A 22,750-nucleotide genomic window follows, 5' to 3' on the forward strand; every position below is an offset into this window, starting at 1 on the left:
GTTACTCCACCCCGATCAGCAGGGCGTCACCGCGATGGCCGGTGGCATAGGTCGCGAATTCGATACCGGGATGGCGGCGGTGGATGTGGTCAGCCAGTGCGGCGGCGACGGCGGGATCGGTTCCGTCGCCGAGCAATACGGTCACCAACTCCCCGCCGGCGACCAGCAACAGGTCGATCAGCCCGGTGGCCGCGCCGGTCACGTCGTCGGCGACCACCAGCACCTCGTCGCCGGCGATGCCGAGGCCGTCACCGGGTTCGCAGGCGCCAGCCCACGTCAGCGCCTGTTCGGTGGCGGTGCGCACCGAACCGTGCCGGGCCGCGGCGGCCGCCCGGGCCATCGAGAAGCCGTCATCGACGGCGTGGCGGGCCGGGTCGTGGACGGCGAGTGCGGCCAGCCCCTGCACCATCGATCCGGTCGGCAACGCGACGACGTCGATGCCCCAACCGATTCCGGCCGTGCAGCCGGAGACCAGCTCCTCAGCCGCCACATAACCGTTGGGCAGCACCATCACCTGGGCGGCGCCGGTGTCGACGAGCGCACGTACCAGCTCCCGGGCGCTGATGCCATTGGTCGGGTCGGCCAACGCCACGGCCGGACGCAATACGCAGGCGCCCTCCTGGCCGAAAAGCTCTGCGGCGCCATCGCCGTCGACGACGGCGAGCACCGCACGGTCCCGGCTCCAGCTGCCCGGCGATACCCGGGCCGGCCCCGCGCTCAGCACCGAGATCTGAATGTGACTGACCGTACCGGCGGCCAGCCCCGCCTCGACCGCGGCGCCGGCGTCGTCGGTGTGGACGTGGATCGAGTGGCGATCGGCGTCGGCGCTCGCGGCGATCGCCACCGAATCGCCGAGCTGCTCCAGCCGGGCGCGCAGCGGGTCGAGCGCGGCGGCATCGCAGTCGGCCAGCAGATACATCACCTCGAACTGCGGCGGCCGGGGTGCGGCGGTGACACCGTCCAGCCGTGGTGGCCCCGGCTCGTAGGCCTCCCGGTGGGGCGTATGTCCGGTGACGGTGGCGGTCAGCGCATCGATGAGGACGAGGAAGCCACGCCCGCCGGCATCGACCACACCCGCCTGCGCCAGCGCGTCGAGCTGATGGGGCGTGCGGTCCAGCGCCGCGACCCCCGCCTCGCCTCCGGCGGCCAGCGCCTCGGCCAGGTTCGCGCCGTCGGCCGCGTAGCGCTGGATCGCGTCGGCGACGGCCTGCAACACCGACACGATGGTGCCGGCCACCAACTGCCCACCCATCGAGGAGACCACCAGTCCGACGGCGTGCCGCAGCGCGGCCCCGAGCAGAACCGCGTCGATATCGGCCAGCGAGCCGCCGGTGTCCTCGGCCGCTGATGCCGTGACATCGGCCAGAGCGCGCAGGATCTGCGACAGGATCACCCCGGAATTTCCACGGGCCCCGTGCAGTGCCCCCTCGGACAGGGCGGCGGCCATCAGGCTGACGTCACCGGAACGTTCCGCGGATGTCGCCGCATCCAGTGCGGCGCGCATGGTGAAAAGCAGGTTGGTTCCGGTGTCGGCGTCGGCCACCGGGAACACGTTGAGCCGATTGATCTCGTCGGTGTGAGTGATCAGGTCGCCAACGGCGCTGTGAGCCCAGTCGCGCAGGGCCGATGCGTCCAGCCGCCGGTCCGGCATCGGCACCTCCTCGCGATCCCTGACACACACACGGCGTTGTCGAGACAGCTTATCCAGTCGGCCGGACAGTTCGATGTCGGCGCTACTATCGGACCAGTTCAGAGAGGTTCGAGCGCGCGTGCGGAGCGAACGTGGCGGCGGATTTTGGCGTTCGGTTCACCGGGCGGCTATCCTAGTCAGGTTGTCGGGTCACCCGTTTCGGTCGTTGGCCCCCAGGAACACGTTCGATAGAGGAGTTCTACATGGCTGCCGTGTGCGACGTCTGCGGAAAGGGCCCCGGCTTCGGTAAGTCGGTGTCGCATTCCCATCGCCGGACCAGCCGTCGCTGGAACCCGAACATCCAGACCGTGCACGCCGTGGCCCGTCCCGGCGGCAACAAGCAGCGTGTCAACGTCTGCACATCGTGCCTGAAGGCCGGCAAGGTCACCCGCGGCTAAGTCCGTTTCGACCGGTGCCCACACCGACGTGTGGGCGCACCAGATTGAGTAGGTCTCAGCGCGACGTCAATCTCGGCGTCGGTTAGGGCAGTCGCCAGTCGATCGGCTCGGCACCCATCCCGGTCAGCAGTTCGTTGGCGCGGCTGAACGGCCGCGAGCCGAAGAATCCTCGTGACGCGGACAGCGGCGACGGATGCGCTGACTCGATCGCCGCGCACCGACCACTCCCCGGGTCGCTTCGCTGCTGCCCGGCGGTCCCCCCAAGCATCGGCTTGAGCGTCGACGCATCCCGGCCCCACAGGATCGCCACCATCGGTTGATCGCGCGCGACCAGTGCCCGGATCGCACATTCGGTGACCGCTTCCCAGCCCTTACCCCGGTGCGACGCCGGCGTGCCCGGCGCGACGGTCAGCACCCTGTTGAGCAGCATGACGCCCCGCTGGGACCACGGGGTGAGGTCACCGTTGGCCGGTTGGGGGTAGCCGAGGTCGGCGGTGTATTCGGTGAAAATGTTGGACAGGCTGCGCGGCAACGGCCGCACATCGGGGGCCACCGCGAAACTCAAGCCGACCGCGTGCCCCGGCGTCGGGTAGGGGTCCTGGCCGACGATCAGCACCCGCACCTCGTCGAACGGGAAGGTGAACGCGCGCAGCACGTTCGGCCCGGCGGGCAGATAGCGCCGGCCGGCGGCGATCTCGGCCCGCAGGAACTGCCCCATCTGCGAGACCTGATCGCTGACCGGGGCCAGCGCCTGCGCCCAGCTGTCGTCGACGAGTTCGGTCAGCGGCCGGGCACTAGAAGTCACGGACGTCAACCTACCGATGGAGCTCAGTCGAAGGACTGCCAACCCGCCGAGCCGGCCCAGGGCCGCCCGCCCACCAAGACCTCGGGCGCACCGTCGGCCACCGTGCCGATCACCCGCCAACCCGCCGGCACCGCACCGGGAAAGCACGCCACGAGCGCGTGATCTTCACCACCGGAGAGCACCAGATCCAACGGGTCGACACCAGCCGCCGCGGCCGCCGCGGCGACCGCGTCCACATCGGGTGCCAACGCATCAGTCATGAGATCGATGGTGACCCCGGATCCTTCGGCGATATGCCCGAGGTCGGCCAGCAGCCCATCCGAGACGTCGGTCATAGCCTGGGCCCCGACCTCCGCGGCCGCGCTCCCCTGCCCGTAGGGCGGGCGCGGCACCAGATGCCACCCGCGTAGTTCCTCGAATCCGCCAATCCCCTTGTTCCACAACAAATATCCGGCGCCCGAGCGGCCGAGCTCACCGGCGACAGCCACCACCGATCCGGCCCGGGCGCCGCTGCGCAACACCGGGGCTCGCCCACCGAGATCGCCCAGCGCGGTCACCGACACCACCCACTGCGGGCTAGCGACCAGATCACCGCCGACGATACCGGCACCCAATGGGCCGGCCTCCTGCCACATCCCGTCGGCCAGCTCCTGCACCGAGGACACCGGGGTATCCGGCGGGGCCCCGAACCCGACGACGAACGCGCTGCACCGCGCGCCCATCGACTCGACGTCGGCAGCGTTCTGCGCGATGGCCTTTCGGCCGACGTCCTGGGGCGCCGACCAGTCCAGCCTGAAGTGCCGGCCTTCCACCAGCATGTCGGTGGTGACGACGACGCGCCCGTCGGGCGTGCTCAGCACCGCCGCATCATCGCCGGGGCCCACGCTCACCCCGGCCGGCTGACGGCGATCCGACACCAGCCGGTCGATCACCGGAAACTCGCCCAGCTGACGCAGAGTGGGCTCACCGGAGTTGGTCACGGCACCTCCCCTCCTGTCGCACACGCTGATCGGTGCGGCAACCTGCGGTACGTTTTCCCTGCCGGCCTAGGACACGTCAGTCTAGGGCGGCATCGCACACGGGCGAGCATCGAGACGAGGAGACAACGGGTGATGGAGGCTTACATGCTGATCCAGACCGAGGTCGGCCGCGCCGAGGTCGTCGCCAAACAGGTGGCCGCGCTGCCCGGTGTGCTGTCGTCGGAATATGTGACCGGACCCTACGACGTGGTGGTGCGGGTCGGCTCGGCCAGTGAAGCCGACCTCGCCGCCACCGTCGTGCCCAGTATTCAGCAGATCACCGGGATCACCCGAACCCTGACCTGCCCCATCGCCGATGCCGACTGAACCTGTCCCCACCGAGAACAGCACCCAGGACGGTCCGCCACGCGCCCTGCTGATCGCGGGTGTAGTGGTGGGGATCGTCTCGATCGGCGCTGTCCTGGGTATCGCCGCCACCCGCCAGGCCCCGGTCCAGCCAGTGGTCGTCGCGGCCGTGCCGGCGCCCAAAGCAGATTCCTCGACGTGCGCATCCCTGCTCAGCGCCCTGCCGACCAACCTGGGTGAATTCCGCCGGGTGGTCGCGGCGGACCCGGTGCCGCCGGGAGCGGCCGCGTGGCGTGGGGAGGCCGACAACTACCCGGTCATCATGCGGTGCGGAATCGACCGGCCGGCCGAGTTCGTGGTCGGCTCCCCCATCCAGATGGTCAACGCGGTGCAGTGGTTCCGGCTCCAGGACCCGGACATCGACCACAGCACCTGGGTCACCGTGGATCGCCCGGTCTACGTGGCGCTGACGCTGCCGACGGAGTCGGGGCCAACCCCCATCCAGGCGTTATCGGATGTGATCGCGCGCGCCATGCCTGAGGTTCCGATCGATCCGAACCCGGCGCGCTGAGTCAGCGCAGACCGGTTCCTCGGGCCAGTGCGGTCTCGACCATGGTGCTCACCAGCGTCGGGTAATCGATACCGCTGGCGGCCCACATCCGCGGGTACATCGAGATCGTCGTGAACCCGGGCATCGTGTTGATCTCGTTGACTACCGGACCGTCGTCGGTGAGGAAGAAATCCACCCGGGCCAGACCCTGGCAGTCCAGCGCTTCGAACGTTTGAATTGCCAAGCGCTGCAATTCTTCTGCCATATCGTCGTCGATCTTGGCGGGCACGTCGAGTTCGGCGCCGTCATCGAGGTACTTGGTGGCGAAATCGTAGAAGCCGTCCTCGCGACCGTGCACGCCGGCCACCCTGATCTCCCCGATGGCGCTGGCTTGCACTGATCCGTCGGGGAATTCGAGCACACCGCACTCCAGCTCGCGGCCTTCGATGGCGGCTTCGATGATCACCTTGGGGTCGTGACGACGGGCGTCGGCGATCGCCAGCGTGAGCTCATCAGAGTTGGTGACCCGGCTCACCCCGATCGACGAACCACCGCGCGCCGGCTTGACGAACATCGGAAAGCCCAGTCGCTCAATATCGTCCAGCGTCGGCATCGCTTGCTGCGCGCGCAGCACCACCTGATCACCGACCGGCAGCCCGGCCGCGGCCAGCAGCTTTTTGGTGAACTCCTTGTCCATACCGGCCGCGCTGGCGAACACTCCGGCACCCACGTAGGGCACGCCCGCCAACTCCAGCAGACCCTGGATGGCGCCGTCTTCGCCGTAGGGACCGTGCAGGATCGGGAAGACCACATCGACCGACGTCAGCATCTGCCCTGGCGTCTGGCCCAGCGAGACCAGCTCACCGCGGCGCAGCGGATCGGCCGACATCGCCAGGGCAGTGCCCGACTCCCCGGTGACCGCCGGCAGCTGCCGGTCGGTGATGGCCAGGGTCTCGGGACTGCCGTCGGTCAGCACCCACGACCCTTGCGGGGTGATACCGACGGCGACGATCTCGAAGCGTTCCGGGTCGAGGTTGCGCAAGATGCTGCCCGCCGACACACAGGAAATCGCATGCTCGGAGCTGCGGCCCCCATAGATGACGGCGACACGGATCCGGGGCCGGTCCGACGGCAGGCGGGAAGTCACAACCTAGAGAGGCTACAGCCCGGGTGGTATCGGCACGATTCGACGCCGCGAACAGGTATTTCAGGCGTCGAGCGCGGTCAGAACGTCGGTGACCAGATCGTCGGTGTCCTCGATACCCGCCGAGATCCGGGCAAACCCGTCGGCCACCGGATCACCCCAGCGGGCGCGACGATCCACGCAGGTGTGGATTCCGCCGAAGCTCGTCGCGGCGACCAGCAGTTCACTGCGGCGCACCAGGGCGTGCACAGCGGCGGCGTCCGCGAGTTCGACCGAGACCAGGCCACCGAAGCGGCGCATCTGGGCGACGGCTGTCGGGTGCGACGGGTCACCGGGCAATCCCGGGTACCGCACCGAGCGAACTCGCGGGTGTCCCGCCAGAGCAGTAGCCAACGCCAGCGCGTTCTGGCACTGTCGCTCGAAACGCAGCCCGACGCTGCCGAGGCTGCGCAACACCAGCCACGCTTCGAACGAACCGAGGATCGCACCGGCGAGCAGCCGCTCACGCTCCACAGCGGCCATCAGGGCGGGGTCGCTGCCCGAGACATAGCCCGCGAGCACGTCACTGTGACCGGACAGGGCCTTGGTGGCACTGGCCACCACAAGATCGGCGCCCAGCGCCAGGGGTTGCTGCCCGAGCGGGGTCACGGTGGTGTTGTCGACCAGCAGCCGCGCCCCGCGGTGCCGACAGATTTGCGCCAACCGGTGCAGGTCCGCCACGTCCAGAGCGGGGTTCGTCGGGGTCTCGGCCAGCACCACATCGGCGTTCTCGGCGGCACCGCAGATCTCCTGGGCGCTCGCCTCACGAACCGTGATCCCTAGTGGGGCAAGGCTTTCAGACGCGAACCGACGTACCTGGTAGTAGCCATCGGCCGGCACGACCAGCACAGAACCAGGTGTGGCCGTCACCCGCAGCGCCGCAGTGATAGCCGCCATCCCGGACCCGAAGGTCAAGGCGCCGGTGGCACCTTCCAACTGGGCCAGCGCGGCCTCGAGCTGGCGCCAGGTCGGATTGGAGCCGCGGCCGTAGGTGTTGGCTTCGCTGCCCTCGGCGTCGGAAAGATGGAACGCCGACGCGAGGACTGGGCCACGGCCGACCGGCTCGCCCGGAATCGGCTGGGAACTCACCGCTTTGACCGCGCGGGTGGAATCGCCGTAGCGCTCGCTCATCTCTCGGTCACTCCGGTTTGACACTGCGGCCCAGCAGCAGTGCCACCGCCTGGTCGACCGACAAACCCTTGTGGCACACCCGGTGGACGGCATCGGTGAGCGGCATCTCGACGTCGTAGCTGGACGCCAGGGCCAGGATCGATTCGCACGACGCGACACCTTCCGCGACGTGACCGCCCGCGGCCAGCTGCGCCGCCTCGATGGTCCCGCCCCGGCCGAGCCGTTCGCCGAAGCTGCGGTTGCGCGATTGGCTCGACGTGCAGGTGGCGACCAGATCGCCCACACCGGCAAGGCCGGCCAGCGTCGCTGGCTTGGCGCCCACCGCGATACCCAACCGCATGATCTCGGCCAGGCCGCGGGTGATGATCGCGGCCGCGGTGTTCTCCCCCAGACCGACGCCCGCGGCCATACCGCAGGCCAGCGCGATGACGTTTTTACAGGCCCCGCCGACCTCAGTACCGATCACGTCGGCGTTGGTGTAAGGCCGGAGATAACCGGTGCTCAGTGCGCGCTGCAGAGCGACCGCACGACCGGAATCGGTGCAGGCCACCACAGTCGCTGCGGGTTGGCCGTCGGCGATTTCGTCGGCCAGATTGGGACCGGACACCACGGCCACCTGGCTGGCGTCGACACCAGCGACCTGGACGATCACCTGACTCATCCGCATCAGGCTGCCCAACTCGATGCCCTTGGCGAGGCTCACCAGGGTGGCGCCATCGGCGATCAGGCCACGCCACCCTTCGAGGTTGGCGCGCAAGCTCTGGGAGGGAACGGCGAGCAGCACGGTGGTCAGCCCGTCGAGAGCCTCGGCCGCATCGGTGGTGGCGCGGATCGTGCCCGGCAGCTTGATGCCCGGTAGATAGGAAGCATTGATATGTGTGGCGTTGATTTCATCGGCCACCTCAGCGCGGCGCGCCCACAACCGGACCTCGGAACCGGCCTCGGCCAGCACCTTGGCCAGTGCGGTCCCCCAGGCGCCGGCCCCCATCACCGCCGCGGTGCCCACCGTGCTGGTCATAGTCATTAACGTAGCCCACGCCGCTGCGAGGATCGCCGCCCAGGAATGCAGCCGCCCCGGACGACGCTGGAAGGATGGTGAACATGAGTGGCGCAGCCGATGTCGGCGTGATCATCGCGGTCAAGCGCCTTCAGGCCGCCAAGACCAGGCTCAGTCCCGTCTTCGAGGCAGGCGCCCGCGAACAGGTCGTGCTCGCGATGCTGATCGACACCATCACGGCGGCCCGGGCGGTCAGCGCCGTGCAAACGATCACCGTCGTCACCCCCGACGACACGGCGGCCGCGGCCGCCCGTGAGCTCGGCGCCGCGGCGTTGTTCGACACCACGCCACCAACGGATCCCGACCCGTTGAACACCGCGGTCCGGTACGCCTGGTCCAACGTCGCCGAGCGGACTGTCAATACTGTTGTGCTGCAAGGTGATTTGCCGGCCCTGCAGACCGATGAGCTCACCGAGGCACTGGCGCAGGCGCGGTCGTATCGGCGCAGTTTCGTCGCCGACCGCCACGGCAGTGGCACCGCCGCATTGTTTGCGTTCGGCACCGCACTAGATCCGCAGCTCGGCCATGACTCCGCGCGTCGGCACCGCGACTCCGGGGCGGTCGAGCTAACCGGCTCGTGGCCGGGGCTGCGCTGCGATATCGACACCGTCGAAGATCTGGAATCCGCAGAGTTTCTCGGTGTCGGCGCGGCGACAACCAGGGCAATCGCTCCTCGCTGATGGTTAACAACACCTCAACGCCCTTCGACTTTGGGCTGCGCAGGTCCACGCACCCTCTCGATAGGGGATGATCGAGACTGTGACCGAGATGGAAACCGAAGCCCCAGCCACGGATGACAACTGGCAGCCCGGTGAGGCGCCGGAGGCCCCGCCCGCGGCTACTGATACCGCAGTCGACAACGAGCTGCCCGAGAATCGTTACCTCAATCGTGAGCTGAGCTGGCTGGATTTCAATGCCCGAGTGCTGGCTCTGGCGGCCGATACCTCACTGCCCCTGCTGGAACGGGCGAAGTTCCTGGCGATCTTCGCGTCCAACCTCGACGAGTTCTACATGGTCCGGGTAGCAGGCCTGAAACGCCGCGACGAATTGGGGCTCTCGGTGCGTTCCGCCGACGGTCTCTCCCCGCGCGAGCAGCTGCGCCGCATCGGCGAGCGCACCCGGCAGATCTCATTGCGGCAAGCCGAGGTCTTCATCGAGTCGGTGCGCCCCGCGCTTGCCGAGGAAGGTATCAGCATCGTCACGTGGGCCGAGCTCACCGACGCCGAACGCGCCGAGTTGTCGTCCTATTTTCACGAGCAAGTGTTTCCGGTCCTCACCCCGCTCGCCGTCGACCCCGCACACCCGTTCCCGTTCGTCAGCGGGCTGAGCCTGAACCTGGCGATCACCGTCAAATCGCCCGACGACGGCGGCGAGCACTTCGCCCGAATCAAGGTGCCCGACAACGTCGACCGGTTCGTCGAACTCAAGAGCACCGACGGGGAGAGCAGCATCGTCCGGTTCCTGCCTACCGAGGAACTCATCGCGGCATTCCTGCCGGTGCTGTTTCCCGGCATGCACATTGTGGAGCACCACGTCTTCCGCATCACCCGCAATGCCGATATGCAGGTCGAGGAAGACCGCGACGAAGATCTGCTCCAGGCGCTCGAACGTGAACTGGCACGGCGGCGGTTCGGATCCCCGGTCCGCCTCGAAGTCGCCGACGATATGACCGAGCACATGCTCGAGTTACTCCTGCGTGAGCTCGACGTCTACCCCGGTGATGTCGTTCAGGTGCCGGGGCTGCTTGACCTCTCGTCGCTGTGGCAGATTTACGGCGTCGAGCGCCCCGCACTCAAGGACCGCCCGTTCGTGCCGGCCACCCACCCGGCGTTCGGTGAGCGGGAAACGCCCAAGAGTATTTTTTCCACACTCCGCGACGGTGACGTGCTGGTGCACCACCCGTACGACTCGTTCTCGACGAGTGTTCAACGATTCATCGAGCAGGCCGCCGCCGACCCGAATGTGTTGGCCATCAAGCAGACGCTGTACCGGACCTCCGGTGACTCCCCGATTGTCAACGCGTTGATCGACGCGGCCCAGGCGGGCAAGCAGGTGGTCGCCCTCGTCGAACTGAAGGCCCGTTTCGACGAGCAGGCCAACATCAAGTGGGCCCGTGCGCTCGAAGATGCCGGCGTGCATGTGGTCTACGGGTTAATCGGACTGAAGACCCACTGCAAGACATGTCTGGTGGTGCGGCGTGAAGGTTCGGCAATCAGGCGCTACTGCCATATCGGCACCGGCAACTACAACCCCAAAACCGCCCGGCTGTATGAAGATGTCGGCCTGATCACCGCCAATGCCGATATCGGCGCCGACCTGACAGACCTGTTCAATTCGCTGACGGGCTATTCACGCAAGGTCAGCTACCGCAATCTTCTGGTGGCCCCGCGCGGGGTCCGCAAGGGCATCGTCGAACGTGTCGAGAGGGAGATCGATGCGCACCGGCAGAGCGGTAATGGCCGGATCCGACTCAAAGCCAACGCCCTTGTCGACGAACAGGTCATCGATGCGCTGTACCGGGCATCGCAGGTCGGGCTTCGGGTCGAGGTCGTCGTCCGCGGCATCTGTGCGCTCAAGCCAGGTGCCGAGGGTTTCTCTGAGAACATCGTGGTGCGCTCCATTCTCGGCCGCTTCCTGGAGCATTCGCGGATCTTCCATTTCAATGCGATCAATGAATTCTTCATCGGCAGCGCCGATATGATGCACCGCAATCTCGATCGTCGCGTCGAAGTGATGGCTCAGGTCAAGGACCCCCGCCTCACCGGATATCTCGACGATGTTTTCGAGTCGGCGATGGATCCCTCGACGCGGTGCTGGGAGCTTGGCCCCGACGGGCATTGGACAGCCGCCCCACAAGACGGCCGACAAGTTCGGGACCACCAGGTGTGGCTGATGGAACGTCACCGGCAGCACTAAGTGCTCCCCCGTTGCAACCCTCCAAGTCCGGCCCCAGCCGGGGGCCCGAATTGATCTGCGGGAGTTGAAGGTGGCCAAGAAAGCGTCACGTGACAGCTCACGGGCTAAATCGACGAAGAAGCCAGCGGTCAAGAAGGGGAAGCCCCCGCGGGTGATCGTCGCGGCCGGCGCGGCGCTGTGGCGTCCGGATCCCGATACCGGCGAGCTGCGCCTGGCGCTGATTCACCGGCCGCGCTACGACGATTGGTCCTTCCCCAAGGGCAAAGTCGATCCAGGCGAGAACGAGCCCGTGGCCGCGGTGCGCGAGATCTGGGAGGAGACCGGCCAGCGGTCTCGGCTGGGCCGCCGCCTGATCCAAACCCACTATCAAGTTGCCCAGGGCGCCAAAGTGGTTCACTACTGGGCGGCACGAGCGCTCGGCGGCGAATTCACCCCCGGCGACGAAGTCGACCGGCTGGAGTGGCTGTCGACCGAGGACGCGCGGGAGCGGCTCTCCTATCCCCATGACCGGGAAGTGCTCAAGGCGTTCACCACGCAGCCCGCCGACACCGCGACGGTCCTGATCGTTCGGCACGGCACGGCGGGCATCAAATCCCGCTACAAAGGCGACGATCGCGGCCGCCCGCTGGACAAGAACGGTCGCGCACAAGCCGAGTCACTGGCTGGCCAGCTCATGGCGTTTGGTGCGTCCAAAATCTATGCGGCCGATCGCGTCCGGTGTATTCAGACCGTCGAGCCTTTGGCCCAGGAACTGGGCGTGAAGATCACTGCCGAGGCCGACCTCACCGAAGAGGCCTACGCAGCGGACCCCGATAGCGCGCACAGGCGCATCGCCGAAATCGCCGCAGGCGGCGGGACACCGGTGATCTGCACGCAGGGCAAAGTGATTCCCTATCTGCTCGCGTGGTGGCGAGGTACCGATAAGACGGACAAGTCGCGCAATCGCAAGGGCAGCACGTGGGTGTTGTCATTGGACGGCGATCGGATCGTGGCGGCCGACTACATCGGCAGCCCACTGGCGACCTAGGGTGTGGCCTGACAAATAGGGCAGCCGGATGGTGATGGCCCTTAGAACGGCGGCGGCGCGGTAGGCAGTGGCGAGGGTGTGGTAGTGGGTGGCCGGGGCGCGCCATTGCTTGACGAGGTTGATGTTGCGTTCAACGACGTTGCGGCCCTTGTAGTCTTCAGCATCCCATGCCGGTGGGTCTCCACCGCGAGAACCCCGCCGCACGCGGTTGGCGATCTGATCGGACGGCTCGGGGATCACCGCCCAGTCGATGATCCCGGCCTCCTCGGCAGCGGCCACTGAGCATCAGATAGCAACTGACACCGCGACATCACCCAAGCCTCAGGCACAACACCCAAAACCTTTGTCAGACCCGCCCTGAAACGCAAATACGCCGCGGGCGTTGAGCCCGCGGCGTATTCGACCGCGATATCTAGCGACGGCCCTTCTTGGCCGGAGCCTTCTTAGCCGGCGCAGCCTTCTTGACCGGAGCGGCCTTCTTAGCCGGCGCAGCCTTCTTGACCGGAGCCTTCTTAGCCGGCGCAGCCTTCTTGACCGGAGCCTTCTTAGCCGGCGCAGCCTTCTTGACCGGAGCGGCCTTCTTGGCGGGCGCAGCCTTCTTGACCGGAGCGGCCTTCTTGACGGGCGCAGCCTTCTTGACCGGAGCCTTCTTAGCCGGCGCAGCCTTCTTGACCGGAGCGGCCTTCTTCACGACCGCCTTGCGGACAGCCTTCTTGACGGCTGCCTTCTTGACGGGGCCGGCGACGGCACCGCGCTTGACGGCGGGACCTTCCGACGGAAGCTTCTGTGCACCAGAGACGACGGCCTTGAACTGCGCACCCGGACGGAAAGCGGGAACGGAAGTCGGCTTCACTTTGACGGTTTCGCCGGTGCGCGGATTACGCGCCACACGAGCGGCACGACGCCGCTGCTCGAAAACGCCGAAGCCGGTGATGGTCACGCTGTCACCCTTGTGCACCGCGCGCACGATGGTGTCAACGACGTTCTCCACAGCCAGAGTTGCCTGCCGACGATCTGAGCCCAATTTCTCCGTGAGTACGTCGATGAGCTCTGCTTTGTTCATTCAATTCCTCCGAAGCCAGTGGTCCACTTTGGACCGACTGCACAACACGGTAAACCCAAGTGGCGCTGAATTCCAAGAGCCACGCCCAATTTCAGACGCTACTTAGGAGGATTTCAGCAATCCGCTTGCCGCCCTAGGGCGGTGATACCGGGGGGGCTGAACCCCCCGTTTGGGGGCAGGACTTCGGCATACCGCCGGTTCAGGACGTCGTTGAAATGCGCGGCTTCCAGCTCGGACGGGCCGCCTCGAAGGCTTCGATTTCAGCAAGTTTCCGCAGCGTAAGGCCTATATCGTCGAGGCCTTCCAGCAATCTCCAAGCCGTGTAATCGTCAATCGTGAACGGCACCAGCACTGTTCCCGCGGTGATATTTCGATCTTGAAGATTTACAGTGATTTCCAGCCCCGGATTCTGCTCGATGAGCTTCCAGAGAAGTTCAACATCATCTTGAGCGACTTCGGCCGCCAAGAGCCCGGCCTTGCCGGCGTTGCCGCGAAAGATGTCGGCGAAGCGCGACGAGATGACGACCCGGAAACCGAAGTCCATGAGCGCCCAGACCGCATGCTCGCGTGATGATCCGGTGCCGAAATCGGGTCCGGCGACCAAAACCGAACCCCGGTCAAAGGGACTCAGATTGAGAATGAATGAGGGATCGTTGCGCCATGCGGCAAAGAGCCCGTCCTCGAAACCCGTTCGGGTGACCCGCTTCAAATACACCGCGGGAATGATCTGATCGGTGTCGACATTGGACCGCCGCAACGGAACGCCGATGCCGGTGTGGGTATGGAATGCATCCATCGTGGATCTCCTTAGCAGATCTAGTTTTTGAGATCGGCGGGCGAGGACAGGGTTCCGCGTACCGCGGTCGCGGCGGCGACAGCCGGCGAAACCAGGTGAGTGCGGCCGCCCTTGCCCTGCCGGCCTTCGAAATTGCGGTTTGACGTCGACGCACACCGCTCGCCCGGTGACAGTTGATCGGGGTTCATTCCCAGGCACATCGAGCAGCCGGCCTGGCGCCAATCCGCACCGGCCGCGGTGAAGATCTCGCCCAGCCCTTCGGATTCGGCCTGCGCGCGCACCCGCATCGATCCCGGCACGATCAGCATCCGGACACTGTCGGCGACCTTGCGGCCGCGCAGCACGTCGGCCACCACCCGCAGATCCTCGATGCGCCCGTTCGTGCACGAGCCCACGAACACCGCGTCGACGGCGACGTCGCGCATCGGGGTGCCGGCCCGAAGGTCCATGTAGGCCAACGCTTTCTCCGCGGCCTGCTTATCGGCATCGCTGGTCATCAGCTCCGGATCGGGTACCTCCGCGGACAGCGGCACACCCTGGCCGGGGTTGGTGCCCCACGTCACAAAGGGGCTCAGCGTCGACGCATCGATGTAGACCTCGGCGTCGAATTCGGCGCCCTCATCGGTCTTCAGCGCATCCCAGGCGGCCACGGCGGCATCCCAGTCCGCGCCCGTCGGCGCGTAGGCACGTCCGCGCAGGAACTCATAGGTGATCTCGTCGGGCGCCACCATCCCGGCCCGGGCGCCGGCTTCAATGCTCATATTGCAAATGGTCATCCGGCTTTCCATCGACAGCGTTTCGATGGTGCTGCCGCGGTATTCGATGACATAGCCCTGGCCGCCACCGGTACCGATCTTGGCGATCACGGCCAGGATGACGTCCTTGGCGCCCACCCCGGGTGGCAGCACACCGTCGACATTGACCGCCATCGTCTTGAACGGCCGCAGCGGAAGTGTCTGGGTGGCAAGCACATGCTCCACCTCGGATGTGCCGATGCCCATCGCGATCGAGCCGAACGCCCCGTGGGTAGAGGTGTGGCTGTCGCCGCAGACGATCGTCATGCCGGGCTGAGTCAGCCCCAGCTGCGGCCCCATCACGTGGACGATCCCCTGCTCCACGTCCCCCATCGGGTGCAGTCGGACGCCGAACTCGGCGCAGTTGTGCCGCAATGTCTCGACCTGAGTGCGCGAGATCGGGTCGGCGATCGGTTTGTCGATGTCGACCGTCGGAACATTGTGATCCTCGGTGGCGATCGTGAGATCGGTACGGCGCAAGGGGCGGTCGGCCAACCGCAGCCCGTCGAAAGCCTGCGGGCTGGTCACCTCGTGGATGAGATGGAGATCGATGTAGATCAGATCGGGTTCGCGCGATGCGCCGCTCCCGGCACCGGCGACCACGACGTGGTCATCCCACACCTTTTCGGGCAGGGTTCTGGGCTTGTCGGACTGAGCCATCAGTTCTCGCTTCGTTTCTTCATTCCCGGAACGCAAGTCTGGATATCTCATATTTCGGGACGCTAGTATCTCGATATGAGACAGGATAGCGGCATCGGCGTCCTCGACAAAGCCGTGGGCGTACTGCACACGATCGCCGATTCACCCTGCGGGCTGGCGGAACTCTGTGCGCGGACCGGCCTTCCGCGCGCCACCGCGCACCGGCTCGCGGCAGGCCTGGAAGTCCACCGGCTACTGGCCCGCGACAGCGCGGGGCGCTGGCGGCTCGGACCCGCCATCGGCGAATTGGCCGCCCAGGTCAACGATCCGCTGCTCGCGGCGGGTGCCGCGGTATTACCCCGGCTGCGCGAGATCACCGGTGAGAGCGTGCAGCTCTACCGCCGGGAGGGCACCAGCCGGATCTGCGTCGCGGCACTGGAACCTCCTGCCGGGCTTCGCGATACCGTGCCCGTGGGAGCCCGCCTGCCGATGACGGCCGGTTCAGGCGCCAAAGTCCTCCTCGCCTACAGCGACAGCACCACACAGCAAGCGGTGCTGCCGACGGCGAAGTTCACCGAACGCACCCTGGCCGAGGTCCGGCGCCGAGGCTGGGCGCAAAGCGCCGCCGAGCGTGAACCCGGGGTGGCCAGCATCTCGGCCCCGGTGCGCGACCGCAGCGGCTCAGTGATCGCGGCGGTGTCGGTGTCCGGCCCGATCGACCGCATGGGCCGTCGGCCGGGCGTGCGCTGGGCCGCCGATCTGGTGGCCGCCGCCGACGCCCTCACCCGCCGACTGTGATCCGGGCGACAACCGCGCCGCAGCGCCTGACAAACTGACGCCATGGGAACAAATCAACGCAACCAGATCGTCATGTCGGAGGCCGAGATCGCCGAATTCGTAGCACGAAGCCGCACCGGCACCATGGCGACCATCGGAGCCGACGGCCAGCCTCACCTCGTCGCGATGTGGTACGGCGTGCTCGACGGCGAGATCTGGGTCGAAACGAAAGCAAAGTCCCAGAAGGCGGTCAACCTGCGTCGCAATCCTCGGGTGAGCTTTCTCATCGAGGACGGGGATACCTACGACACGCTGCGCGGCGTGGCTTTCGAAGGCGTCGGCGAGATCGTCGACCATCCCGACACCATCTTCAAAGTCGGTGTCAGCGTATGGGAGCGCTACAACGGCCCCTACACCGACGACCTCAAGCCGGCTGTCGACATGATGATGAACAAGCGTGTGGCGGTGCGCATCGCGGCCAACCGCGTGCGGTCCTGGGATCACGGCAAGCTTGGGATGCCGCCGATACCGCTGGCCGGGTCCACGGCACCGACTGAAGGCTAAGGCGTGACTACGGGCGACCGTAGCGGTCGCCGTTCCACCTGAAGCTGTTGACGTACTTGCCCATATCCATGGCGAGTTCAAGGTTGGCCCCCGACGGGTGACCCGTCCCGTAGTCGGGGCTGAACCGGTGATAGGGGCCAGCCGCGGCTGCGATGAGTGCATAGTCGTGCTTGACCGCAGCCATCACCATCACCCGAAGCTGGGTGTAGGTGGCCTCCGAGCTGGTGGGAAAAACATCGGCGACGACGCCGTAGCCCGGCTGGTAACCAACGGATGCGTTGGGGATCTCATAGTCGATGGCGGCGCCCGGGTACCGGCTTGCGACGAGTTGCTGCACGATCTGCTTGGCGGTACGGCCGTCGGCATACTCACCGGAGAACGTGAGCGTGCCGGTATCTCCGCCGGTGTATTTCAGCTCGACGCCGTTCACGCCGGGCGGATCAAAAGTGGCTTCGTAGGCGGAACCCTCACCGGGATACTCCACCGAGAACGCACCGCCGTCACCGCTGAATCGCGGGTTCGTCTCCACCGGGTCACCGAGCGGTGGCCTGCCGCAATACGGTGGACAGACAAAATATTCCGGCGCTGGAGTGATACGCGCCGACACCAAGACGCCGACCGCAACCACGACGGCGAGGCCTGCCGCCAACCACCCCACCACGCCGAAGTAGCTCGCCGTCACTTCCTCGAGCTGCGCCTCGTCGGGTGTCTGGTGGCGCGTCGCGGCAGCGGTGACGAGCCGCAGGACCAGCATCGCCACCGCGGCGATCAGCAGATGCAGACCGCCGTACCACGCTGACGACAGCGGGACGATGTCCACGATGCCCATCGCGGTCACCATCAGCAGCACCACTAGTACCGCAGCGGGAACGACACCGCGGTACCGACGAGAAGCGTTGGCAGGCTTGATAAACCACAGCGCGACACCGACGATCCCGCCGGTCGCCACGCCCACCAGAGGCCACCCGACACCCTCGACGAGCGCCTCGGCCAGCAGGCTGCCGACCGAGCGGTCGGGCGCGGTTACGCCCATCGCCAGCTGAGGTGCGAGCAGTGTCGCGCTGGCCGCAGCAGTGAAAGCCGTTGCGCCCAGTGCGCCGATCGCGTAGCCGTCGAGTGGGTTCCGTGGGGATCGGTCCGAGAGCCGTACGGCCACCGCGGGAAGGATCATCAGGACGGCTTCACTCATGGGCACCGCCACCCCGAAAAGCAGGAGCTGCCTTACCTCTGTCTGCCCAGTCAGCGGGACATCGAAGGCGCCCGCGACGATCGGACCAGCGATCAGGGCCCACCCGACGGCCAACCCCACACCCAGCCCGATGGATAGAACGACAGCACGCACACCAAGCGTCCGGCGAGCGTCGATCTGTCGCAGGTAGATGACGAACAACAGGGGCAGCCCCCACACCGCGGCCGCGATGATCGCCGCCTGCCACCGCAGCGCCGCGAACAACGCCAGCGCCAGGACCAAGACCACAAACGCGGCCCGAAAGCGCCTGCGGGAGCAGATGGGTAGCGCAGGAAACAGTGAACGCATCAGCCAGGGGCGGAGGATTGTCACTACCCGCCGCCAGGGGCGAAGCCAGCGACCACGGAGAGAGCCTTCTGTGCGTCGAGCAGATTCTGGGCAAGGTTGTTGGCGATCGGGCTTCCGAGGCCGGTCACCAGGTCATAGCCAGGACCAGGGTTGTCGACCGCGTTGCCGCCCAACGTGATGTCATGAAATCCCCGCAGGCGCGATGCCTGGGCGGCCCGATACAGCAGCGGGTTGATATCGCCCAGCGGCTTGCCGCCGTGGGACAGCACATGCTGATTCATCAACGCCGCCATCCCCGCCCAGATCGGTGCCGCCTGTGAGGTACCGCCGCCAATCTTGATGGTCTGTCCGAAAACGATCTGGACCCCGGTGAACGGATCGGCCACCGCAGCGACGTCGGGAACGAGCCGGTGGTCGGTATCCCGGTCAACGACAATCCCACGCTGATAGTCGGGTCGGGCGAACAATCGGGACACCCCGCCGCTGGAGCCCTGCGACATCGGCACATCGATCCAGGCCCACTCGTTCATCCACCTGCCCTGTACGTCGGTGGACAGCGTGGTGCCGCCGACCGAGGTGATCTCGGGTAGCGACGCGATGGTGTCCACACCGATATCGTCGGGACCCGGCGGCGACGACCAGTCCTTGCCGCCTTTGCATTCCAGGCCTGAGGTGTCGCCGCTGGCGTCGAACACCGTGATACCGCGGCTATGCGCGTTGGTCAGTGCCGCCCGCACGGGCGCGACATCGGCCACATTGACTAGTGCCTCACAACCCCATCCGATCGATAGACTCCACACCGACCCGGGATATTGCTGTGCCGCTTGGTCGAACATCCGCCCGATTTTCTCGAAGGTCCCGCCGCCCTCGATGGTCGGGCGAGCATTGATCACCACCAGCCGTGCCTCCGGGGCGATCGCGTGTGCGATCTCGAGGTCCATCACCGCTTCGCCCTCGGCTGGGCCGAGTGGGCCGCCGACCACCTCAGGCGTGAACCGTGGCAGCCCGGACAGGTCGGCGAACGTATCGAGGTCGCGTTGGTCGAACCCGTCAAAAACGTAGAACACCAGTGTTTGTCCGGCACCCGTGAAACCGGCCTCGGCCAACGGGGTGGCGCTGTAGGCGGTCATCAGATCCGGTGGCGTCAAACCCGGCCGCGGCACGTCGAGCGGGAATACCGGTCGTGCCATCTGATGCGGCAGGTAGCTCAGGATGCGGCCGATGCCGGTGACGTCGTCGCGCAGCGCCGCAGGCACGACCGGTTGCCGGGGTGAGGCGTAGAACACTTGACCCTGCCGGCCCTGGTAGTCGCGCACGGGCACGCCGAACGCGTCCGCGATACCGTCGGCGGCTCCGGTGACGAACGCGAAGTTCTCGCCGGGTTGCCAGCGCACCGCGAGTCGGTGCGCGCTGGCCCAATCGATGAGCGTCGCCGGGCGGGCAGGCCCGTTCAGCGTGACGGTGAGCTGAGCCTCAGTGGCACGCGATGGACCGAGATTGGTCGACGCAGCCAACAACGATGCAAAGGGACCGCTGATGAGCGGGGCGCCGTAGGCGATCCGCGACACCGTCGGACCCGATGTGGTGGCCAGCACCAGAAGCGCGACAGCGGTCAGGACTGCCGCGAGGCACCGCTTCATCGGTCGCACAGCGACAATGCTGCGGCACGATCCAGGCCGGCGCGACCATTTGCCGGCTGCGACACAGTAGTGGCCCCCGAAATAACGAATCGCCCGGTCGATGACCGGACGAATATGAATTGGTAGCCCCGATGGGATTCGAACCCACGCTACCGCCGTGAGAGGGCGGCGTCCTAGGCCGCTAGACGACGGGGCCAGAACCAATTCCATGGCGCGCCTTGCGGCGTACCGGTTTGCCAGCATAGCCCAGAGGCCGTTGCCGACATAATTGCTGGGGTACCAGGACTCGAACCTAGAATGAGGGAATCAGAATCCCTAGTGTTGCCAATTACACCATACCCCATTGGCTGCCTATAACCGCTGGTCAAACGTCTTTATCCCGAGAATTCCCTGGATCAAGACCGCTCTGCATTGGTTGCGGGCCGACGAGCAGACTACCAAAGATTTCAGCCCCGTTTTTCACCCCACCCCCGCTTGGGCCCGCGCGGCGCGCAGCCGGTGCAGGCTGCGGTCGCTACCGAGCAATTCCAGGGACTCGAACAGCGGCGGACTGATGGTGGCTCCGGTCGCGGCCACCCGAATCGGGCCGAAGGCCTTGCGCGGCTTGAGCTCGAGCCCTTCGAGTAGTGCGACCTTGAGCGCTTCCTCGATGGCGGGCGTCGTCCATTCGGTGACACCCTCGAGCGCGGCGATCGCCGCATCGAGCACCGACGCCGCGTCGGGGCCGAGTTCCTTGGCAGCAGCCTTTGGATCCAGTTCGTAGGCATCGTCGTTGAGGAATTTCAACAGTTCCCACGCGTCGGAGAGCACCACGATGCGCGTCTGAATCAGCTGGGCGGCGACGGCGAATCCCGCGTCGTCCAGGGTGGTGTCGTGGCCGTGAGCCTCGAAGTAGGCCTTCAGGCGCGCAGCGAAGTCCGCTTCGTCGAGCCGGCGGATGTGCTCGGCATTGATGGCGTCGGCCTTCTTCTGATCGAACCGCGCCGGGTTGGAGTTGACGTCGACGACGTCGAAGGCGGCCACCATTTCGGCAAGGCTGAAGATGTCGTGGTCCTGGGCGATACCCCAGCCCAGCAGCGCCAGGTAATTGAGCAAGCCCTCGGGGATGAAGCCGCGGTCGCGGTGCAGGAATAGGTTGGACTCCGGGTCACGCTTGGACAGCTTCTTGGTGCCATCCCCCAACACCGGTGGCAGGTGGGCGAATTCGGGTACGCGGTCGGCGACGCCGATACGAATGAGCGCCTGGTACAGCGCGATCTGGCGTGGCGTCGAGGACAGCAGGTCCTCGCCGCGCAACACGTGGGTGATCTTCATCAGGGCATCGTCGACCGGATTGACCAGGGTGTACAACGGGTCTCCCGTCGCCCGGGTCAGCGCAAAGTCCGGGACCGTTCCCGCAGCGAATGTCGTTGCGCCACGGACCAGGTCGTGCCAGGTGATGTCATCATCAGGCATCCGCAGTCGCAGCACGGCATTGCGACCCTCTGCGGCGTAGACGGCGCGCTGCTCATCGGTCAGGTCGCGGTCGTAATTGTCATAGCCGAGTTTGGGATTGCGTCCGGCGGCCAGGTGTCGCGCCTCAACCTCTTCGGGGGTGGAGTACGCCAGATAGGCCTCCCCGGACGCCAGGAGCCGGTCCAGCACATCGCGATAGAGGTCGGTCCGCTGAGACTGCCGGTAGGGCTCGTACGGGCCACCGACCTCGGGCCCCTCGTCCCAGTTCAGGCCCAGCCAGCGCAATGCATCCAGCAGCGCGGCATAGCTTTCCTCGGAGTCACGCGCGGCGTCGGTGTCCTCGATGCGAAACACGAACGTACCGCCGGTGTGCCGCGCGTAGGCCCAGTTGAACAACGCGGTGCGCACCATACCGACATGCGGGATACCGGTCGGCGACGGGCAGAACCGCACGCGCACTAAATCATTGGCCGCCGCGGTCATCAGTTGCCCTTTCGGATCACAGGATTCGACAGCGTCCCGATGCCCTCGATGCTGACGCTGACGGTGTCACCGTGCTCGAGCGGTCCCACTCCCTCCGGCGTTCCGGTGAGGATGAGATCACCCGGCAACAGGGTCATCACCGCCGAGATCCACTCGATGATGGCCCCGATATCGTGGATCATCAGCGAGGTCCGGCTCAGCTGACGCACCTGACCGTTGACCTCGGTGCGGATCTCCAGATCGGACGGGTCCAGATCGGTGACGATCCAGGGGCCCACCGGACAGAAGGTGTCATGACCTTTAGCCCGGATCCACTGACCGTCGGCCTGCTGCTGGTCGCGGGCAGACACGTCATTGGCAATCGTGTAGCCCAGGATGTTCTCGGCGGCACGGGAAGCCGGGACGTCCTTGCACGGCCGGCCGATGACGGCGGCCAGCTCACCCTCGTGGTGGACCGGGGAAGCATTGGCGGGCAATTGAATTGGCACACCAGGCCCGATGATCGCGGTATTGGGCTTGAGGAAGATGACCGGGTCTTCCGGCGCCTCACCGCCCATCTCCTCGATGTGAGCGGCGTAGTTCTTGCCCATGCAGACCACCTTGCTGGCCAGGATAGGCGCGAGCAGTCGCACGTCGGCGAGCGGCCAAGACCGACCGGTGAAAGTGGGCGTGCCGAATGGATGCTCGGCAATCTCGCGAACGATTTCACTCCCCGAGTCCCCTTCGATGCTCACGAAGGCGACCCCGTCGGGACTGGCGATTCGACCCAGGCGCATTCGTCACAGCCTAGCGGTTCGGGGGTAAAAGGCCCCGAACCGGCGTTGATCGAGCAGCCACGCAGGGCTGCAGTCGTACTTCTGCTGCGGCACCACTCACTTTAGCTAACTCTCATATATTGAGAAAATAATTCAGCATTGTGA

At 66.4% G+C, this 22,750-nt stretch carries 22 protein-coding genes and 2 tRNA genes; 8 read left to right on the top strand and 16 right to left on the bottom strand.

Translation table 11 applies throughout. The annotated features are described in order from the left end of the window. Nucleotide 1: 1 nt before the first annotated feature. Nucleotides 2–1,651: a fatty acid kinase ATP-binding subunit FakA gene (locus G6N13_RS23815; RefSeq protein WP_163701357.1), complete on the bottom strand. Its 1,650-nt coding sequence runs from the start codon at nt 1,649–1,651 to the stop codon at nt 2–4. 242 nt (nt 1,652–1,893) lie between these two features. On the opposite strand from G6N13_RS23815, the gene rpmB reads away from it, so the two are divergent. Further along, on the top strand, nt 1,894–2,088 hold the full coding sequence (gene rpmB / locus G6N13_RS23820; protein ID WP_163701361.1) for a 50S ribosomal protein L28: 195 nt from the start codon (nt 1,894–1,896) through the stop codon (nt 2,086–2,088). 82 nt (nt 2,089–2,170) lie between these two features. Here the strand turns inward: rpmB and G6N13_RS23825 are convergent, their stop codons facing one another. Both G6N13_RS23825 and G6N13_RS23830 read right to left on the bottom strand, forming a co-directional pair. Beyond that, nucleotides 2,171–2,893: a uracil-DNA glycosylase gene (locus tag G6N13_RS23825; RefSeq protein ID WP_163701365.1), complete on the bottom strand. Its 723-nt coding sequence runs from the start codon at nt 2,891–2,893 to the stop codon at nt 2,171–2,173. Between the two features lie 23 nt (nt 2,894–2,916). Continuing rightward, the gene (locus G6N13_RS23830; RefSeq protein ID WP_163701370.1) at nt 2,917–3,873 is read right to left on the bottom strand and encodes a thiamine-phosphate kinase; all 957 of its coding nucleotides are present in this window, start codon (nt 3,871–3,873) and stop codon (nt 2,917–2,919) included. A 129-nt stretch (nt 3,874–4,002) separates the two neighbouring features. Here G6N13_RS23830 and G6N13_RS23835 point away from each other — a divergent pair, with 129 nt between their 5' ends. After that, nucleotides 4,003–4,239: an Lrp/AsnC ligand binding domain-containing protein gene (locus G6N13_RS23835; protein ID WP_163701372.1), complete on the top strand. Its 237-nt coding sequence runs from the start codon at nt 4,003–4,005 to the stop codon at nt 4,237–4,239. Then, nucleotides 4,229–4,789, top strand: a complete 561-nt coding sequence (locus G6N13_RS23840; RefSeq protein WP_163701375.1) for a DUF3515 domain-containing protein — start codon at nt 4,229–4,231, stop codon at nt 4,787–4,789. The genes G6N13_RS23835 and G6N13_RS23840 overlap by 11 nt, the downstream gene beginning before the upstream one ends. A gap of 1 nt (nt 4,790) precedes the next feature. Here G6N13_RS23840 and G6N13_RS23845 read toward each other — a convergent pair whose 3' ends face one another. The 3 genes from G6N13_RS23845 to G6N13_RS23855 form a co-directional block, all read right to left on the bottom strand. Continuing rightward, entirely contained in the window at nt 4,791–5,903 is a 1,113-nt protein-coding gene (locus G6N13_RS23845) for a D-alanine--D-alanine ligase family protein (protein WP_163702484.1), read from the bottom strand. 72 nt (nt 5,904–5,975) lie between these two features. Continuing rightward, nucleotides 5,976–7,082 carry a cystathionine gamma-lyase gene (locus G6N13_RS23850; RefSeq protein ID WP_163701378.1) on the bottom strand — a complete coding sequence of 369 codons (1,107 nt, stop codon included), beginning with the start codon at nt 7,080–7,082 and terminating at the stop codon, nt 5,976–5,978. Between the two features lie 7 nt (nt 7,083–7,089). Continuing rightward, nucleotides 7,090–8,088 carry an NAD(P)H-dependent glycerol-3-phosphate dehydrogenase gene (locus G6N13_RS23855; RefSeq protein WP_163702486.1) on the bottom strand — a complete coding sequence of 333 codons (999 nt, stop codon included), beginning with the start codon at nt 8,086–8,088 and terminating at the stop codon, nt 7,090–7,092. A 95-nt stretch (nt 8,089–8,183) separates the two neighbouring features. Between G6N13_RS23855 and cofC the strand changes: the two genes are divergently transcribed. The 3 genes from cofC to mutT1 all read left to right on the top strand — a co-directional run bounded on the left by cofC (nt 8,184) and on the right by mutT1 (nt 12,082). Continuing rightward, complete coding sequence (gene cofC, locus G6N13_RS23860) at nt 8,184–8,819, top strand: 2-phospho-L-lactate guanylyltransferase (protein ID WP_163701383.1); 636 nt, start codon at nt 8,184–8,186, stop codon at nt 8,817–8,819. Between the two features lie 88 nt (nt 8,820–8,907). Then, nucleotides 8,908–11,055, top strand: coding sequence for an RNA degradosome polyphosphate kinase (locus tag G6N13_RS23865; protein WP_235678121.1), 2,148 nt, complete (start codon nt 8,908–8,910; stop codon nt 11,053–11,055). Nucleotides 11,056–11,206: 151 nt separating this feature from the next. Beyond that, nucleotides 11,207–12,082, top strand: coding sequence for an 8-oxo-(d)GTP phosphatase MutT1 (gene mutT1, locus G6N13_RS23870; RefSeq protein WP_235677875.1), 876 nt, complete (start codon nt 11,207–11,209; stop codon nt 12,080–12,082). Here mutT1 and G6N13_RS26310 read toward each other — a convergent pair. The 4 genes from G6N13_RS26310 to leuC form a co-directional block, all read right to left on the bottom strand. Next, nucleotides 12,023–12,361 (bottom strand): transposase, encoded by a 339-nt coding sequence (locus G6N13_RS26310; protein WP_163701394.1) that lies wholly within the window; start codon nt 12,359–12,361, stop codon nt 12,023–12,025. The two genes, mutT1 and G6N13_RS26310, sit on opposite strands and share 60 nt — an antisense overlap. 133 nt (nt 12,362–12,494) lie before the next feature. Continuing rightward, the gene (locus G6N13_RS23880) at nt 12,495–13,145 is read right to left on the bottom strand and encodes an HU family DNA-binding protein (RefSeq protein WP_163701397.1); all 651 of its coding nucleotides are present in this window, start codon (nt 13,143–13,145) and stop codon (nt 12,495–12,497) included. 199 nt (nt 13,146–13,344) lie between these two features. Further along, complete coding sequence (gene leuD / locus G6N13_RS23885; RefSeq protein ID WP_163701399.1) at nt 13,345–13,941, bottom strand: 3-isopropylmalate dehydratase small subunit; 597 nt, start codon at nt 13,939–13,941, stop codon at nt 13,345–13,347. A 20-nt stretch (nt 13,942–13,961) separates the two neighbouring features. Continuing rightward, on the bottom strand, nt 13,962–15,395 hold the full coding sequence (leuC, locus tag G6N13_RS23890) for a 3-isopropylmalate dehydratase large subunit (RefSeq protein WP_163701404.1): 1,434 nt from the start codon (nt 15,393–15,395) through the stop codon (nt 13,962–13,964). A gap of 75 nt (nt 15,396–15,470) precedes the next feature. Between leuC and G6N13_RS23895 the strand changes: the two genes are divergently transcribed. Together G6N13_RS23895 and G6N13_RS23900 are read left to right on the top strand one after the other, a co-directional pair. Further along, nucleotides 15,471–16,172, top strand: a complete 702-nt coding sequence (locus G6N13_RS23895; protein WP_163701407.1) for an IclR family transcriptional regulator — start codon at nt 15,471–15,473, stop codon at nt 16,170–16,172. Nucleotides 16,173–16,214: 42 nt separating this feature from the next. Beyond that, entirely contained in the window at nt 16,215–16,715 is a 501-nt protein-coding gene (locus G6N13_RS23900; RefSeq protein ID WP_163701410.1) for a pyridoxamine 5'-phosphate oxidase family protein, read from the top strand. A gap of 7 nt (nt 16,716–16,722) precedes the next feature. Here the strand turns inward: G6N13_RS23900 and G6N13_RS23905 are convergent, their stop codons facing one another. From G6N13_RS23905 to G6N13_RS23930, 6 genes are all read right to left on the bottom strand, one after another. Next, nucleotides 16,723–18,252 (bottom strand): zinc ribbon domain-containing protein, encoded by a 1,530-nt coding sequence (locus tag G6N13_RS23905; protein WP_163701412.1) that lies wholly within the window; start codon nt 18,250–18,252, stop codon nt 16,723–16,725. 23 nt (nt 18,253–18,275) lie between these two features. Beyond that, nucleotides 18,276–19,892 carry a S53 family peptidase gene (locus tag G6N13_RS23910; protein ID WP_163701416.1) on the bottom strand — a complete coding sequence of 539 codons (1,617 nt, stop codon included), beginning with the start codon at nt 19,890–19,892 and terminating at the stop codon, nt 18,276–18,278. Nucleotides 19,893–20,012: 120 nt separating this feature from the next. Then, nucleotides 20,013–20,088: transfer RNA gene (locus G6N13_RS23915), tRNA-Glu, on the bottom strand. A gap of 75 nt (nt 20,089–20,163) precedes the next feature. Continuing rightward, a tRNA-Gln gene (locus G6N13_RS23920) sits at nt 20,164–20,235 on the bottom strand. Between the two features lie 116 nt (nt 20,236–20,351). Further along, nucleotides 20,352–21,830: a glutamate--tRNA ligase gene (gene gltX / locus G6N13_RS23925; RefSeq protein WP_163701419.1), complete on the bottom strand. Its 1,479-nt coding sequence runs from the start codon at nt 21,828–21,830 to the stop codon at nt 20,352–20,354. After that, complete coding sequence (locus tag G6N13_RS23930; RefSeq protein WP_163701422.1) at nt 21,830–22,606, bottom strand: fumarylacetoacetate hydrolase family protein; 777 nt, start codon at nt 22,604–22,606, stop codon at nt 21,830–21,832. The genes gltX and G6N13_RS23930 overlap by 1 nt, the downstream gene beginning before the upstream one ends. Between the last annotated feature and the right edge of the window lie 144 nt (nt 22,607–22,750).

Source organism: Mycolicibacterium sarraceniae, from assembly GCF_010731875.1.
Classification (GTDB): domain Bacteria; phylum Actinomycetota; class Actinomycetes; order Mycobacteriales; family Mycobacteriaceae; genus Mycobacterium; species Mycobacterium sarraceniae.